This is a genomic window from Massilia forsythiae (assembly GCF_012849555.1).
GTDB classification, from domain to species: domain Bacteria; phylum Pseudomonadota; class Gammaproteobacteria; order Burkholderiales; family Burkholderiaceae_D; genus Telluria; species Telluria forsythiae.
In genome coordinates this window covers 6,125,386-6,139,702 of sequence record NZ_CP051685.1, presented here as the reverse complement: position 1 = coordinate 6,139,702, position 14,317 = coordinate 6,125,386, and the positions used below count along the sequence as shown (strand labels likewise).

General features: G+C 70.2%; 14 protein-coding genes. 6 read left to right on the top strand and 8 right to left on the bottom strand.

Annotated elements, in window-relative coordinates:
* The 6 genes from HH212_RS25830 to HH212_RS25805 all read right to left on the bottom strand — a co-directional run bounded on the left by HH212_RS25830 (position 1) and on the right by HH212_RS25805 (position 6,972).
* The gene (locus tag HH212_RS25830; RefSeq protein ID WP_229217476.1) at positions 1–1,113 is read right to left on the bottom strand and encodes a diguanylate cyclase domain-containing protein; all 1,113 of its coding nucleotides are present in this window, start codon (positions 1,111–1,113) and stop codon (positions 1–3) included.
* A gap of 9 nt (positions 1,114–1,122) precedes the next feature.
* On the bottom strand, positions 1,123–3,906 hold the full coding sequence (locus tag HH212_RS25825) for a bifunctional diguanylate cyclase/phosphodiesterase (RefSeq protein ID WP_170205062.1): 2,784 nt from the start codon (positions 3,904–3,906) through the stop codon (positions 1,123–1,125).
* Positions 3,903–4,400: a phosphate ABC transporter substrate-binding protein gene (locus HH212_RS25820; RefSeq protein WP_229217475.1), complete on the bottom strand. Its 498-nt coding sequence runs from the start codon at positions 4,398–4,400 to the stop codon at positions 3,903–3,905. Before HH212_RS25820 ends, HH212_RS25825 begins: the two co-directional genes overlap by 4 nt.
* A 1-nt stretch (position 4,401) precedes the next feature.
* A complete protein-coding gene (locus tag HH212_RS25815) occupies positions 4,402–5,715 on the bottom strand; it encodes a porin (RefSeq protein WP_229217474.1) in 1,314 nt (437 codons plus the stop codon).
* 260 nt (positions 5,716–5,975) lie between these two features.
* Entirely contained in the window at positions 5,976–6,500 is a 525-nt protein-coding gene (locus HH212_RS25810) for a M48 family metallopeptidase (protein WP_170205061.1), read from the bottom strand.
* A gap of 136 nt (positions 6,501–6,636) precedes the next feature.
* On the bottom strand, positions 6,637–6,972 hold the full coding sequence (locus tag HH212_RS25805; protein ID WP_170205060.1) for a KGG domain-containing protein: 336 nt from the start codon (positions 6,970–6,972) through the stop codon (positions 6,637–6,639).
* Between the two features lie 270 nt (positions 6,973–7,242).
* On the opposite strand from HH212_RS25805, the gene purU reads away from it, so the two are divergent.
* From purU to HH212_RS25790, 3 genes are read left to right on the top strand one after another with little or no spacing between them, the layout of a single operon-like run.
* A complete protein-coding gene (purU, locus tag HH212_RS25800) occupies positions 7,243–8,112 on the top strand; it encodes a formyltetrahydrofolate deformylase (protein ID WP_170205059.1) in 870 nt (289 codons plus the stop codon).
* 33 nt (positions 8,113–8,145) lie between these two features.
* Positions 8,146–8,688, top strand: a complete 543-nt coding sequence (locus tag HH212_RS25795; RefSeq protein ID WP_170205058.1) for a YaeQ family protein — start codon at positions 8,146–8,148, stop codon at positions 8,686–8,688.
* 33 nt (positions 8,689–8,721) lie between these two features.
* Entirely contained in the window at positions 8,722–9,183 is a 462-nt protein-coding gene (locus HH212_RS25790; RefSeq protein WP_170205057.1) for a copper chaperone PCu(A)C, read from the top strand.
* 45 nt (positions 9,184–9,228) lie between these two features.
* Here the strand turns inward: HH212_RS25790 and HH212_RS25785 are convergent, their stop codons facing one another.
* Complete coding sequence (locus HH212_RS25785; protein ID WP_170205056.1) at positions 9,229–10,008, bottom strand: head GIN domain-containing protein; 780 nt, start codon at positions 10,006–10,008, stop codon at positions 9,229–9,231.
* 173 nt (positions 10,009–10,181) lie between these two features.
* Between HH212_RS25785 and HH212_RS25780 the strand changes: the two genes are divergently transcribed.
* From HH212_RS25780 to HH212_RS25770, 3 genes are all read left to right on the top strand, one after another.
* Positions 10,182–10,907, top strand: a complete 726-nt coding sequence (locus HH212_RS25780) for a DNA-binding protein (RefSeq protein ID WP_170205055.1) — start codon at positions 10,182–10,184, stop codon at positions 10,905–10,907.
* Positions 10,908–11,208: 301 nt separating this feature from the next.
* A complete protein-coding gene (locus tag HH212_RS25775; protein WP_170205054.1) occupies positions 11,209–11,682 on the top strand; it encodes a DMT family transporter in 474 nt (157 codons plus the stop codon).
* 175 nt (positions 11,683–11,857) lie between these two features.
* A complete protein-coding gene (locus HH212_RS25770) occupies positions 11,858–12,979 on the top strand; it encodes a type IV pilus twitching motility protein PilT (RefSeq protein ID WP_170205712.1) in 1,122 nt (373 codons plus the stop codon).
* Between the two features lies 1 nt (position 12,980).
* Here HH212_RS25770 and HH212_RS25765 read toward each other — a convergent pair whose 3' ends face one another.
* On the bottom strand, positions 12,981–14,315 hold the full coding sequence (locus tag HH212_RS25765) for a c-type cytochrome (protein WP_170205053.1): 1,335 nt from the start codon (positions 14,313–14,315) through the stop codon (positions 12,981–12,983).
* Positions 14,316–14,317: the final 2 nt, after the last annotated feature.

Below are 14,317 nucleotides of genomic sequence, written 5' to 3'. Positions count from 1 at the left end.
TCAGGCCACGGCCACGCGGTCGCGCCCGCCCGACTTGGCCGCGTACAGCGCCTTGTCGGCGCGGTTGATGGCATCGTTGAAGGATTCCATGGCGTGGCGCGCGCACAGGCCGGCCGAGAAGCTGACGCGCCGCTCCAGCTCGATGCCCGGCAGCGCCAGCGCCGCCACGCGCGCGCGCATCGCGTCCAGCAGTGCGCCGGCATCGGCGACGGCGGTGTCGGGCAGCATCAGCAGAAATTCCTCGCCGCCCCAGCGCGCCAGCAGGTCGCCCTCGCGCAGCATGGCGCGCGCCGCGCGCGCGAAGCCGCGCAGCACGGCGTCGCCGGCCGCGTGGCCGTGGCGGTCGTTGATCCCCTTGAAGAAATCGATGTCGATCAGGGCCACGCAGGTGGGCAGCGCGCGCGGCGCGCGCCCTTCCTCGTGCGCCAGCATCTCGTTCATGTGGCGCCGGTTGGGCAGGGCGGTCAGCTCGTCGGTGGTGGCCATGGTGCGGATGCGTTCCAGGGCCTGTTCCAGGCGCTCCTGCTTGGCCTTCAGGCGCGCGCGCAGGCGCGTCATCTCGCCGGTGAGGATGGTGACCGACAGCGAGCAGGCCGCCATCATGATGAAGGTCACCGCTTCCACCCCCGGCGGGAAACGGAGCGGGTCGTGCGCTTCCTGCCACCACATGGTGCCGCCCATGCCGAGCAGGCCGGCGAAGGTCAGCAGCATGGTCTGGCGCGGGCGCAGCGCGAAGGTGCAGAACACCACCACCACCATCAGGCCCATCAGGGTGGCGCCGCGCAGCGGCCCGGTGATCGAATACGACCACATGTTGCAGGTGATGCCGAATACGCCCTGCAGCGCGGCCAGCGTATGGAACGACAGGCCGAGCCGGCCACTGGCCCGGATCAGCAGGTAGAACAGGGCCAGGCCGGACAGCGTGTAGACGGCCAGGCCGTGCAGCGTGCCGCCCAGGATGAAGACCTGTTCGTCGTACAGCAGGCCGAGGAAGGTCGCGTACAGCAGGGCGGTGCCGGCCAGGTACTGCAGCATGCGGTGCTGTTTCGCGTCGCTGCCGACCAGCAGGCGCATGGATCTCCGGCCCGGCGCGGCGCGGGTGTCGATGCCCATGCCCATGCCTCAGCCCGCCAGACGCATGCGGTCGCGGCGCGCCTGCTGCGCCAGCATCTCGCCGATGCGTTCGGCATCCACCGGGGCGCTGAACAGGTAGCCCTGCATCTCGTCGCACTCGTGCGCCAGCAGGAAGTCGCGCTGCTGCTCGGTCTCCACGCCTTCGGCGATCACGCGCAGGTTGAGGCGGTGCCCGAGCGAGATCACGGCCAGCGCGATGGCCTGGTCGTCGGTGCTGTCGGCCAGGTCGCGCACGAACGACTTGTCGATCTTGAGGGTGCTGATCGGGAACGACTTCAGCGCCGACAGGCTCGAATAGCCGGTGCCGAAGTCGTCGATCGACAGCGACACGCCCATCGCCTTGAGTTCGCGCATGCGCTCGACCGCCTGGTTGAGGTCGCGCATCAGGAGGCTTTCGGTGACTTCCAGCTCCAGCGCGCTGGGCGGCAGGCCGGACTCGCGCAGGGCATTGGCGACGCGCTCGACCAGGCGCTTTTCCTCGAATTGGCGGGCCGACACGTTGACCGACACCGTCAGTCCCTCGAGGCCGGCGGCGCGCCAGGCCTGGGCCTGGCGGCAGGCGCTGCGCACCACCCATTCGCCGATGGCGACGATCAGGCCCGATTCCTCGGCCAGCCCGATGAAGCGCGGCGGCGGCACCAGGCCGTGTTCCGGATGGCGCCAGCGGATCAGCGCCTCGACCCCGAACATGCGGCCGGTGCGCAGGTCGACCTTGGGCTGGTACACCAGGTGGAAGCGGCCGGCGTGCGCCGGCGCATCGGCGTCGAGCGTCGCTTCCAGCGCCTTGCGCAAGCCTTCCAGCAGCACCAGCTTTTCCTCGACGCTGGCGTTCATCTCGCGCGTGTAGAACTGGAAGTTGTGCTTGCCCAGGTCCTTGGCGCGGTACATCGCCGCGTCCGCGTTCATCATCAGCGTCTTGGGGTCGTCGCCGTCGCGCGGGTACATCACCACGCCCATGCTGCAGCCGACCTGCACGGCCTGCCCGGCGATCATGACCGGCTCGCCCACCGCTTGCCGGATCTTTTCCAGCACAGGCGCCAGCGCCAGCGGATCGTCGGCCACGTCCTGCAGCAGGATCACGAACTCGTCGCCGCCCAGGCGCCCGAGCGTGTCGTTGCGGCGCAGGCAGGCCTGCATGCGCCCGCCCACCACCTTCAGCAATTCGTCGCCGGCATTGTGGCCGAGGCCGTCGTTGACCAGCTTGAAGCCGTCCAGGTCGACGAAGGCCAGCGCCAGGCAGTTGCCGTGGCGCTGGGCGTGCTTCACCGCCTGCTCCAGGCGGTCGCGGATCAGGCTGCGGTTGGGCAGGCCCGTCAGCTCGTCGTGGTGGGCCATGTGGCGGATGCGTTCCTCGGTCAGCTTGCGCTCGGTGATGTCGCGGATGGTCACCACCACGCCGCCCTCGACCCGCACCACCTGGCGCTGCAGCCAGCGTCCGGATGCCGGCTGCGCCGCCGCCTGCCATTCGGTCTCGGCCACGCCGCCGTCCTGCGCCACGCGCGCCAGTTCCTCGAACATGCCGTTGCCGCGGTAGAAGGGCAGCATTTCTCCCATCAGGCGGCCGCGCATGGCGTCCTTGGCAATGCCGGTGAGCTGGCCGGCGCGGCTGTTGGTTTCCTCGACCATGAAGTCGGCCACGGCGCCGTCGGTGGCCAGCACGTTGCGCAGCACGAAGATGGCATCCAGGCTGGCTTCCGAGGCGGCCGCGTAGGTTTCCTGCGCGTGGCGCTCGCGCCGGCGCGCCTTGGCCAGCTGCCACGACCAGGCGCTGACCAGGCCGACCACGGCCACCAGCAGCAGGCTGGCGCCGAGCGCCGCCGCCAGGTAGGTGCCGCGGTGCTGCTGATACTGCGCCATCTGCTCGCCGTGCGCCAGGCCGACCACCACCGCCAGCGGAAAGCCGTGCAGGCGGCGCATGCCGGCGTAGCGCGGCACGCCGTCGGGAATGATCAGGCGCGGCTCGGCGGCGTCGCCGGGCAGGCCGTCGATGGCGATGTGCTGGCCCCAGCTGACCTTGTCGCCCACGCGCAGCGCGCGCGCCACGCCGTCGTTGCCGACCAGCGCAAGCAGGCCGCGCTCGCCCTCGCGCGAGTGTTCGTAGGAACTGGTGAAATAGGCGGGGTCGACCTCGACCATCGCGATGCCGGCGAAATGGCCGTCGGCATCGTTGATGCGGCGCGAGAAGTGCAGGTGCGGCTCCGCCCTGGCCGAGTCGGACAGCGTGTGGCTGACCTGCGGCGCGCCGGCGGCGCTGCCGTCTTCCAGGTCGCGGTGGGTGGCGAAGAACGATTGGCCCGACACGTCCAGCGCCGGCATGGCCGGGTTGCTGGCCACCACCTTGCCGTCGCGGTCGGTGACGCTGACCACGATCACCAGGCCCGGCGGCAGCAAGCCCTGGCGGCGCAGCACCGGCAGCGCGCCGGTCGCGCCGTTCATCTCGACCGCGTACTTGATCACCTTCAGGGTCTGGTCGATCGCGGTCAGGTTGCGCGCCATCTGCGCTTCGTAGGTGTCGACCTGTTCGCGGGTGGCGTCGCGCGCCGCGCCGAGCGCGGCGTTGCGCTCGACGTCGATGAAGTGGAAGGTGGCGATCCAGATCGCCACCAGCGGCAGCAGCGCGAACAGCGGCAGCGAGATATAGGTCTCGAGGGCGCCGCGCAGGCGGCGCGCGCGGCGCGCCGCGCGTTCCGAGGCGGGCGGCTGCGCGGGCGGCTGTCCGAGCGGCTGCCCGGCCGGCGGCGCCAGCGTCTGCGCGGTCGACGGCGCCGTCATCGCACCACCAGCACGGCGCGCACGCTGGCGTCGAGCGCGCCGCGCTCGATGTAGCCGACCGTGTCGGGATTCTCGGCCACGCGGCGGCGCACGGTGGCGCTGTCGAGCGCCTCGGCCGGCGGCTGGCCGCGCCCGGTGAATACCATCTTCGACCAGTAGGCCTTCAGCAGCGACGGGGTCTTGTTGGCCACGCGCTCGTAGAACTGGTCGCGCAGCGGCGCGCCCAGCGGCTGGTCGAGCGGCACCGCTTCCACGCCGTCGGGAAAGCGCGCGCTCTGGCCCAGGAAGATCGCCGCCACCTGGTCCGGGCGCAGGGCCGTCACCGGACTCCTGGCCGAGACGATCACCACCAGTTCGGCGCCGCCGGCGCCTGCTCCCGGTCCTGCCCCGGCGCCGAAGCCGAAGCCGGCGGCCAGCGCCGCACCCGCGCCGCCCGCGCCGGCCGCCACTAGGATTACCGCGGCCAGGCGCCGCGCTCGATCGAGAATGCCCATGCTAGTACACGAAGTCGATGGCGACGCTGGCGACATGCGAGGTGCGTCCGGACTGGTACGCGGGCGTCTGGTTGATCATGGTGCCGCGCGAGCCCTCGTGCGGCGTGATGCGGTCGTATTGCAGCTTGAGCGCGCTGTTGGGGTGCCAGTCCCAGCGCAGGCCGGCGCTCGCCGAATGCTGGTCCGGCACGCCGCTCAGCACCTGGCGCAGCGCCCAATTGAGTTGTCCGGCATAGGCCGCGTAGGCCGGCGGCAGGCCGGCCAGCGGCAGCTTCGGCGCCATCTCCGGGTCCGGCGAGCTGACCCGCGACCAGGTCGCGTAGGGCGTCAAGGCGCCGAAGCGCCAGCCGGCGCTGGCGTACAGGGTGCGGCTGGCGGCCAGCAGCGAGCGGCTGCGGATCTGGCTGGCTTCGCTGGTCAGGAACCACCGGCCGGGGTCGTAGTTGATGCCGAGGCTGGTGATCGTCACGCGCGAGTGGTCCAGGCCGTAGGCGCGGGTGAGGGCGGCGCCGGACTCGCCGAAGGCGCCCAGGGCGTCGAACAGTTCCGGGCTGACCGAGGTGGTGGCGACGCCGGTGATCAGGCTGCCGCGCACGGTGAGCGCGCCCCAGTCGCTGGTATTGGCCAGGCCGACCAGGTCGTCGCCGACGATCGGCGGCACCGTGGCGCGCGTGCTGCGGCCGTAGAACACCTGCGACACGTTGCGCACCGGGCCGGCGCTCCAGCGGTAGTTGGCGTCCACGCCGTCGCTGCTGGTGAACGGGTTCAGGCTGTAGTTCTCGACCGGCGGGCGCACCCAGGGATAGGCGTAGCCGACCTTGCGGTACTCCGCGGCCAGGAACATCGGCACCGCGATGCGGCCGAGGCGCAGCGACAGCTCGGGCGTGACCTGGTACTTGAGGTTGGCCCACTCGACCTTGGGCCGGTAGCTGCCGTCGATGTGCTGTTCGCTGACCAATTGCAGCACCGCCGACCACTGCTTGTTCATCGCCACGTCGAGCTGCAGTCCGAGCCGGGTGTCGACGTCGGCGCTCCAGGAACGGGTGACGCCGGCGCCGCTGCGCTTGAGCACGGACGAGGTGTAGTCCGCCTCGCGTTCGCTCGAATGCACCGCGTCCACGGTGCCGAAGCCGGATACCGATACGGTCGGCCAGGCGCCCTGGCTGTCCGCGCGCGCGCCGCTTGCCGCGCCGGCGGCGAACAGGAAGGCCAGCGCGGGCGTGCACAGGCGCGCCAGCGAGCGTACGAACGAGCGCGCGCACGGAGACGCGCGCAGGCGCGCAGGCAAGCGTGAATCGCGGGATGGAAGCTGCATCTGTCTTTTCTCGGTAGACCGGCCGGTGCGCCGCGGCGGAGGGGCGGACGACCGGTTCGGGACGGCACTGCCGGCCTACGGGGGCATGGCAGGCCAGGCGCACGAGCGCGCATGGCTCATCAATGTAAATCCGGCTATCGTCAAAGTCGATAGTGTTTAACTAATATCGTTTATTGCTTTTAAAAATTGTTGCGTATCGGCAACGGCGTGCAATATAGCATGTTTCCTGGACGCGCGCCGCGCACACGGCGGCAAGCGTGTCACCCCCACAGGCGCGTGCCGCCGCCGTCCAGCAAGGTCAGGTACAGGCGCAGGTCGAACTCGAACTGGTGGTATTCCGGCTCCATCCAGCAGCACAATTTATAAAAGGCCTTGTCGTGGTCCTTTTCCTTCAGGTGCGCCAGTTCGTGCACGGCGATCATGCGCAGGAATTCGGGCGGGGCGTCGCGGAACACGCTGCCGATGCGGATTTCGTGCTTGGCCTTGAGGCGGCCGCCCTGCACGCGCGAGATCGCGGTGTGCAGGCCGAGCGCCTGCTGGACGATGCCGATCTTGCTGTCGTAGCCGACCTTGGCCAGCGGCGCGGCATTGCGCAGGTAATCGCCCTTGAGATCCTGCACGTAGTCGTACAAGGCCTTGTCGGTACGGATGCCGTGGGCGTTCGGGTAGCGCCGGCGCAGGTGATCGGCCAGGCTGCCTTCGTCGATCAGGCGCTGCACCTGCGCCAGCGTGTGGGCGGGATAGGCTTGCAGGTAAGCGAGATGGGGATGGGTGAGGGAAGCCATAGGCTGCGCACTGTAGCACAGCGGCGGCGCCCGCAAGGGAAGTCCGCGCCCAGGCGCGAGCGGCGCGGCGGATGGTCGGCCAGGATGAAGAAACACGCGCACGAAGACGCACGCGCAACTGCGCATCCGCGGCCTGTCACTCCTCCTTGCCGCCCTGGCGGTTGCCGGGCTTGGCGGCCGCCGCGGCGCGGTTGGCCGATTGCCGGCTTTCCCCGCCCTTGCGGCCGATGTCGGCCATGTGGGCGCGGTTGCGGCTCACCACTTCCCCGCCTTTCTGGCCCGCGCGACGCGCTTCCTCGGAATCGAATTCGTGCGCCGTTCCTTTCTGGTGGGCGGCCTGGCCGCCCTTGCTGGCGATTTGGCGCTGCTGGTTCTGGTCCATCGCAGCGAAACCGCGCTTGGCAGGCTGGCTTTTCTGCTCGCTACCGCTCGAGCCCGCAGCGCTCTTGCCGCCGTCCTTGCTTGTCGCCATATCGATCTCCTTGTGCCTGTCGGTGAATGTCCAACCCGAGCGCCATGGATGCGCTCGTGCGTTTAGAGAGGCGAGGGGAACGATAGTTCCGGCGGCTTGGCCACCCGCGGCGCATACGATCAAGCCTTGAGAAACCGCAAGCCGGGGTCAGAGCGCAATTCGGGGTCAGAGCACAATTCTGGCGATCGCCAGAATTGTGCTCTGACCCCGAATTCTCTCCATTGCCAACGTCGTGCGACAATGATCGGCCCTTGTCAACCGACCATGTTCATGACCTATCCCGAATACATCCTGACGCTGTCCTGCCTGGACCAGCGCGGCATCGTGCTGCGCGTGTCCGGCTTCCTGGCCGAGCACGGCTGCAACATCATCGACTCGGCCCAGTTCGGCGACCCGGAATCGAAGCTGTTCTTCATGCGCATCCACTTCGCGCTGGAGGAAGCCGGCGTGTCCGACGCCACGCTGCGCGCCGGCTTCGACGCGCTGTGCGCCCAGCTCGGCGCCAGCGGCCAGCTGCACGACGCCGCGCGCAAGCCGCGCGTGATGATCATGGTGTCGAAGATCGGCCACTGCCTCAACGACCTGTTGTTCCGCTACCGCAGCGGCCTGCTGCCGGTGGAGATTCCGGCCATCGTTTCCAACCACATGGAGTTCTACCAGCTCGCGGCCAGTTACAATATCCCGTTCCACCACTTGCCGCTCGAGGCGGGTGCCGGCGAATCGGCCAAGCTCGCCCAGGAGGCGCGCATCGTCGAACTGCTCGACACCCACCGCATCGACCTGGTCGTGCTGGCGCGCTACATGCAGATCCTGTCGCCGGGACTGTGCGGGGCATTGAAGGGCAGGGCGATCAACATCCACCATTCCTTCCTGCCCAGCTTCAAGGGCGCGCGCCCGTATGCCCAGGCGCACCGGCGCGGCGTGAAGCTGATCGGCGCCACCGCCCACTTCGTCACCGGCGACCTGGACGAAGGCCCGATCATCGAGCAGGACGTCGAGCGCGTCGACCATTCCCTGAACGTCGAGGAATTGACGGCGATCGGGCGCGACGTCGAAAGCGTCGTGCTGGCGCGCGCGGTCAAGTGGTTCGTGGAACACCGCATCCTGCTGAACGGCGACAAGACCGTCGTGTTCAGCTGAACCCAGAACCGAACCGAGAGAACCGATCCACCGATGGCCCTGAAAGCAACGATTTACAAGGCAGACCTGAACATTGCGGACATGGACCGCAACTATTACCAGGAGCACGCGCTCACGATCGCGCGCCACCCTTCCGAAACCGACGAGCGCGTGATGATCCGCCTGCTCGCTTTTGCCCTGCACGCCGACCCGGCGCTGGCGTTCGGCAAGGACCTGTTCGACGTCGAGGAGCCGGCCTTGTGGCTGAAGGACCTCACCGGCGCCATCGACCTGTGGATCGAGGTCGGCCAGCCCGAGGAGCGCCGCCTGATGAAGGCCAGCGGCCGTGCCGAACGCGTGATCGTGTACAGCTACAGCGCCACCAGCAGCATCTGGTTCAAGGGCATCGCGAAACAGATCGACCGCGCCCGCAACGTCAGCATCGTCAACATCGCCGCCGAGACCTGCGCCGCGCTGGAGCGCATGGCCAAGCGCAACATGCAGCTGCAGTGCACGATCCAGGACGGCCAGGTGTGGATCACCGACGGCGAGGAAACTGTGCAGGTGGAGCGCGAGACCCTGCTGGCGCCGCGCTGACCCTCCATCATCATCAACCGACAGGTACGTCCCATGATCAAACGTCTTCTACTTGCCGCCGCTGCCGGCCTGCTGTCGCTGCAGGCCGCCGCCCAGGTCGGCGTGACCGACCCCTGGATCCGCGCCACCGTGCCGGCCCAGAAGGCCACCGGCGCCTTCATGCAGCTGCGCTCGGCCAAGCCGGCGCGCCTGGTCGGCGCCAGCTCCCCTGCCGCCGGCCGCGTCGAGATCCACCAGATGGAGATGCAGGGCCAGTCGATGCGCATGCACGCGGTCGACGCGGTCGAACTGCCGGCCGGCCAGCCGGTCGACCTGGCTTCCGGCGGCTACCACATCATGCTGCTCGACCTGAAGCGCCAGATGAAGGAAGGCGAGCAGGTGCCGCTGACGCTGGTCGTGGCCGGTGCCGACGGCAAGCGCGAGAACGTCGCGCTGTCGGTGCCGGTGCGGCCGCTGGCGTATTCGGCCAGGCCGGCGGCGCACGCCGGCCATTAAAACGCCGGCCATTAAAACGCTGGCAACTGAAGCGTCGGGCGCGGCTCAGTGCGGCGCGCTGCCCAGGCGGCGCAGGCTGCCCGAGCCGATGCTGGTCTTGTCGATGCGCGGATCGCCGTAATAGGCCACGTCGCCGGACCCGACCGCGTTGATGTCCAGGCTGTCGCGCACCCACAGCGCGGCGTCGCCCGAGCCGGCCATGTTGACGTCGGCGGTTTCGACGCGCACGCGCCCCAGGTCGACGTTGCCGGACCCGCCGAACGACAGCGCCAGGCTGCGCACGCTGCCGGCGCCGGCCTTGACGTCGCCGCTGCCTCCCAGGCTGACGCCCAGCCTGGCGCCATCGATCTTGCCGACAGCAATCGCGCCTGAGCCGCCGACGTCGAGCTGCATGCGTTCGCCGCGCACCTGGTCGGCATCGATGCTGCCCGAGCCGCCCACCGACAGGCGCGCCAGCGCGCGCGTGCTTACCGCTATCTTCAGGTGCCGGGTGCGGATCGCCGTGCCCTTCCTGGCGCGGATGTGCAGCGTGCCGTCCTCCACCACCGTCTCGATCAGCGGCAGCAGGTTGGCCTCGGTCTCGATCGACAGGCTCTCGGCGCTGCCGTTCCTGACCTCGACCTTGCCCGGCAGCGACAGCGCCACGCCGTCGAAGCGGCCGACCGGGCGCGCCTCCTGGCGGATGCCGCCGCTGCCCTGCACCTGTCCGGACGGCATGGCGCCGGCGAAGGAGACGTCGCAGCCGCCCGCGGCGAACGCGCCGCCGAGTGCGAAGGCGAGGACGAGGCTGCGGCGCAGGCGGGCAGGGGAACGAGGGTCGGTCATGGCGGTCTCCGGTTCGGTTGCTAGTGGGTGATGCGCCCATCGTAGGCAAACGCGCGCCGCGGCGACGGCGTTTTGCGACGAACTGCAGCCGCGCCGGCCCAGGGTGCATGGATGGAGCATGAAGCGGCGCGCACGCGGTGCCGGGCGCGCGCCAGGTCGAGTATCATGCGGGCATGGAAAACGATCACACTCCCACCGAACACCCGGCGGCCGGCCAGGACGTCGGCTTCGACGACGTGGCCGCGGCCGCCACCCGCCTGCAGGACGAGGGCCGCACCGTCGACGCCGATGCCGTGCGCGCCATCCTCGGCGCCGGCTCGACGGCCGCCATCTTCCGCCACCTGGCCGCCTGGCGCGCCAGCCGCGCGGTGCCGGCCGCGCCGCCGCCGGCCGAGCTGCCGGAAGCGCTGCTGGCCGGCCTGGCCGACTGGGCGCGCCAGTTCGCCGACGCCTCCGGCGCCGGCACGCGCGATGCCCTGGCCCAGTCGGAAGCCGACATGGCGGCGCTGCTGGACGACACCGAGCGCCTGGAAGGCGAGCGCGACGGCCTGCTGGCGCAGGTGGCCGAAGTCGGCGACGCGCGCGACGCGGCGCTGGCCGTCGTCAGCGAGCGCGGGGAAACCATCGAGCGCCTGACGGCCGAGTTGAACAACGCGCGCCAGGTCGCCATGGAAGCGCTGGTCGGCAAGGCCAAGGACCAGCTGGCGATCGAAGGCAAGGATGCGCAGCTGGCCGACCTGCGCGCCCAGGTCGAGCGCAACGTCACGGCGACTTCCGCGCTGTCGGATGCGCGCCTGGCGGCGCAGATGGAACTGGTGGGCGCCACCACCGCGCGCGACAGCCTGGCCGCCGAGAACCAGCAACTACGGGCGCAGATCGCGTCGCTGCGCGCGCGCTGACCGCGCAGGGTGGGCGCGGCCGGCGAGGCGGCCGTACCGCACACGTCGCGTAGCGGCGACGATGACGCCGTCCACGCGCCCGGCCGGCGGCGGATGACACCGCGAGATGGCATGAGGATGACGACACCGCATGCATGCGTGGACGGCGCACGGGTTTGCGCCGGATCGACCGGCACGATATAGCTGCCCGGTTCCGTCGATCGCTGAGGACGGGATGCACGCTGCAACGCCGTGGCGTCGCCCCGTTTTGGTACAATCCCGCACTTTTTTGGTGAGCGTCGGCGCGGGCCGGCAGTGCGGCATGAATCTCGTCTTGTTTGTCATCGCGTTCTGCGCGGGTATCGCGGTCTCGTTCCAGGCCGCCATCAACAGCCAGATGGCGGCGGCGGTGGGCGCCAATTCGGTGGTGGCGGCGCTGGTGTCCTTCCTGTGCGGTTCGCTGGCGTTGGGCTTGGCCGCCTTCGCGCGCGGCGGCCTGCCGGATGCGCTGGCGGCGCTGCCCGGCCAGCCGCTGTGGAAATTCTCCGGCGGCTTCCTGGGGGCCGCCTTCATCTTCTGCACCGTGATGCTGGTGCCGCGCATCGGCCTGCTGAACCTGGTGGTGATGGTGATCGCCGGCCAGCTGCTGACCTCGATGGCGATCGACCATTTCGGCCTGGTCAACGTGGCCATGCGCAAGGTGTCGGCGATCCGCCTGGCCGGCGCGGCGGTGATGATCGCCGGGGTGACGCTGGCGCTGTTCGGCGACCGCATCGCGCAGTCGCTGCAGCGCTGACGGCCGAAAAGCCGGTGCCGAGTTGCGCATCCGCCACAGCGCTGCGCCGCCGCGCCGGGGCGTGCACGGGCGAAGCGGCTCGGCCAATGAAAAATAAATTTCCAGATGGAATTTTAGGCGGGTGCTGAATTTATAATTCGGCATCGCCCGTTGGCGCTTGCAGATCGTCGATCCGATGGAATACCACCAGTCCTCGCAGATTCCCACCCTGTCGTACATCGAAAACGAAGACCACCCGGTGTTCGGCACCCTGGTCGAGCAGATCCTGCACCTGCTGAATTCGAAGCTGGTGTTTTCCGATGTGATCATCCACCAGAACAGTCCGCTCATGCTGCGCCAGCCGAAGGGCCTGGTGGCGGTCACCGATTCGCCGATCACGCGCGAAGAGCTGGAAGAATTCTTCGACGTCATCGAACCGAACTGGGCCGCGCGCATCGCCGAGCGCGCCTTCGACCGCTCGATCGACCTGCACACCGCGCGCATCCGCGCCAACTGCTTCAGCTTCCAGGCGAAAAAACGCCTCGGCTGCGTGATCCGCCGTTTTCCCAAGGAGCCGCTGGCGCTGGCCCAGCTCGGCCTGCACGAGGACGAACAGGACTTCGCGCGCCTGACCAGCGGGCTGGTCTTGATCATCGGCGACACCTGCCAGGGCAAGTCGACCACCATCGCCTCGATGCTGGACGAAATCAACAAGCGCCGCTCGGGCCACATCATCACCATCGAAGACCCGGTCGAGACCCTGATCCCGCAGCGCAACTGCATCATCACCCAGCGCGAGGTGGGCGTCGACGGCGACGTCGAAAGCTATTACCTGGGCGCGCTGGACGCCCTGCGCGAGCGCCCGGACGTGATCGTGATCGGCGAGATCCGCGACGCCGAGACCGCCCAGGAAGCGCTGGCGCTGGCCGAGTCCGGCCCGCTGGTGCTGGCCACGCTGCACGCGCGCTCGACCGAGCTGGGATTGCAGAAGATGCTGCGCCTTCTGGGCAATTCCGATGCCGGCGGCCAGGCGCTGGCGCATGCGCTGCGCGGCGTGCTGTGCCAGGCGCTGCTGCCCTCCAAGCAGGGCAACCGCTACCACCTGGCGACCGAGTGCCTGACCACCGGCCCGGCCGTGCTGGAGATGATCGAGGAGGGCGACCTGGGCGCCATCCGCGCGCGCATGAACGCCGGCATCGATCCCGGCTGCCACACGATGAACGCCAGCCTGGAGCTGCTGCTGGCGGCGCACAAGGTCGGCGTCGAGGATGCGCGCGCGGCCACCACCGACCGCATCGGCTTCGCGGATATGGTGTGATTCAGTCCAGCGGCACCGGCCGCTGGCGGTCGACCTCTGCCGCCGTCACCGGCGCCGCCGCGTTGCCCCAGCTGGCGCGCGCGTAGCTGAGCACCGCCGCCACCTCGGCATCGTCCAGCACCGGGCCGAACGGCGGCATGCCGTAGGGCCGCGGGTTGCCGGCGGTGGCCGGCGGGAAGCCGCCGTGCAGCACGGCGCGGATCGCGTTGACCGGGGGCGCCGCCGCCAGCGTGCGGTTGCCGGCCAGCGGCGGGTAGGCCGGGGCGCCGTTCGTATCCGTGGCGCCGCGGCCGTCGCCGCCGTGGCAGGCGGCGCAGTGCCGGTCGTACAGGCGCGCGCCCGCCTGCGATACCGCATCGGACGGCGCCCGCGTCGGCGCCGGCATGGGCGCTGCCGGCGCAGCCGGCACCGTCCGCAGGTAGGCCGCCATGGCGTGCAGGTCCGCTGCGCTCAGGTATTGCAGGCTGTCGCCGACCACTTCCGCCATCGGCCCCGAGACCGCGCCATGCGCCGAGACGCCGCTGCGCAGCAGCTGCACCAGCTCGCCGGCAGCGCCCGGCGCGGCGCCGGTGGCGCCATGTCCGGCGAGCGCGGGTGCGTACCAGCCGCTGCCCGCCATCGGTCCGCCCCACAAGTTCGCGCCGGCGGCGCCGAGCGCGTTGCGTCCCGCATGGCAGGCGCCGCAGTGGCCCAGCCCTTCGACCAGGTAGGCGCCGCGGTTCCAGGCGGCCGGCCTGTCGGTGCGCGCTGCCTGCACGCCGGGACGGAAGTACAGCAGGCGCCAGCCGGCCAGCGCCAGCCGGCTGTCGTAGGGGAAGCGCAGTTCGTGCGCGCGGTTGGGCCGGCGTACCGGCGCCAGGCTGCGCAGCCAGGCGAACAGGGCGTCGGCGTCGTCGCGCGTCACCCTGGTGTAGTGGGTGTACGGGAACGCCGGGTACAGCAGGCGGCCGCCGGGCGCCACGCCGTCGTGCAGCGCATGCCAGAAATCGTCCGCGCTCCAGGCGCCGATGCCGGTGTGCGGGTCGGGCGTCAGGTTGGGGCCGTACAGGCGTCCGAACGGCGTGTCGATGGCGCGCCCGCCGGCATAGGCCGCGCCGCCGCGCGCGGTATGGCAGGCCAGGCAGCCGCCGGCGCGCGCCAGGTAGGCGCCGCGCGCGACGTTGTCCGCGCTTGGCGCCCAGGCCTGCGGCGAGCGTGACGGCACGAAATCGGCGCGCGGCCAGGCCAGCACGATCCAGGCGCAGGCGGCCAGCACCAGGATCGCCGCCGTGCCGGCGGCAGCCGCCGCGAGCGGATGGCGGCGCCGCGCCGCGCCGCCGGCGTTCGTGGGCGTCATGC

What these genes read in the sequence shown, in the direction of transcription:
- HH212_RS25830 (WP_229217476.1), bottom strand. Translation starts at nt 1,113, where the DNA reads ATGGGCATCGACACCCGCGCCGCGCCGGGCCGGAGATCCATGCGCCTG.
- HH212_RS25825 (WP_170205062.1), bottom strand. Translation starts at nt 3,906, where the DNA reads ATGACGGCGCCGTCGACCGCGCAGACGCTGGCGCCGCCGGCCGGGCAG.
- HH212_RS25820 (WP_229217475.1), bottom strand. Translation starts at nt 4,400, where the DNA reads ATGGGCATTCTCGATCGAGCGCGGCGCCTGGCCGCGGTAATCCTAGTG.
- HH212_RS25815 (WP_229217474.1), bottom strand. Translation starts at nt 5,715, where the DNA reads ATGCAGCTTCCATCCCGCGATTCACGCTTGCCTGCGCGCCTGCGCGCG.
- HH212_RS25810 (WP_170205061.1), bottom strand. Translation starts at nt 6,500, where the DNA reads ATGGCTTCCCTCACCCATCCCCATCTCGCTTACCTGCAAGCCTATCCC.
- HH212_RS25805 (WP_170205060.1), bottom strand. Translation starts at nt 6,972, where the DNA reads ATGGCGACAAGCAAGGACGGCGGCAAGAGCGCTGCGGGCTCGAGCGGT.
- purU (WP_170205059.1), top strand. Translation starts at nt 7,243, where the DNA reads ATGACCTATCCCGAATACATCCTGACGCTGTCCTGCCTGGACCAGCGC.
- HH212_RS25795 (WP_170205058.1), top strand. Translation starts at nt 8,146, where the DNA reads ATGGCCCTGAAAGCAACGATTTACAAGGCAGACCTGAACATTGCGGAC.
- HH212_RS25790 (WP_170205057.1), top strand. Translation starts at nt 8,722, where the DNA reads ATGATCAAACGTCTTCTACTTGCCGCCGCTGCCGGCCTGCTGTCGCTG.
- HH212_RS25785 (WP_170205056.1), bottom strand. Translation starts at nt 10,008, where the DNA reads ATGACCGACCCTCGTTCCCCTGCCCGCCTGCGCCGCAGCCTCGTCCTC.
- HH212_RS25780 (WP_170205055.1), top strand. Translation starts at nt 10,182, where the DNA reads ATGGAAAACGATCACACTCCCACCGAACACCCGGCGGCCGGCCAGGAC.
- HH212_RS25775 (WP_170205054.1), top strand. Translation starts at nt 11,209, where the DNA reads ATGAATCTCGTCTTGTTTGTCATCGCGTTCTGCGCGGGTATCGCGGTC.
- HH212_RS25770 (WP_170205712.1), top strand. Translation starts at nt 11,858, where the DNA reads ATGGAATACCACCAGTCCTCGCAGATTCCCACCCTGTCGTACATCGAA.
- HH212_RS25765 (WP_170205053.1), bottom strand. Translation starts at nt 14,315, where the DNA reads ATGACGCCCACGAACGCCGGCGGCGCGGCGCGGCGCCGCCATCCGCTC.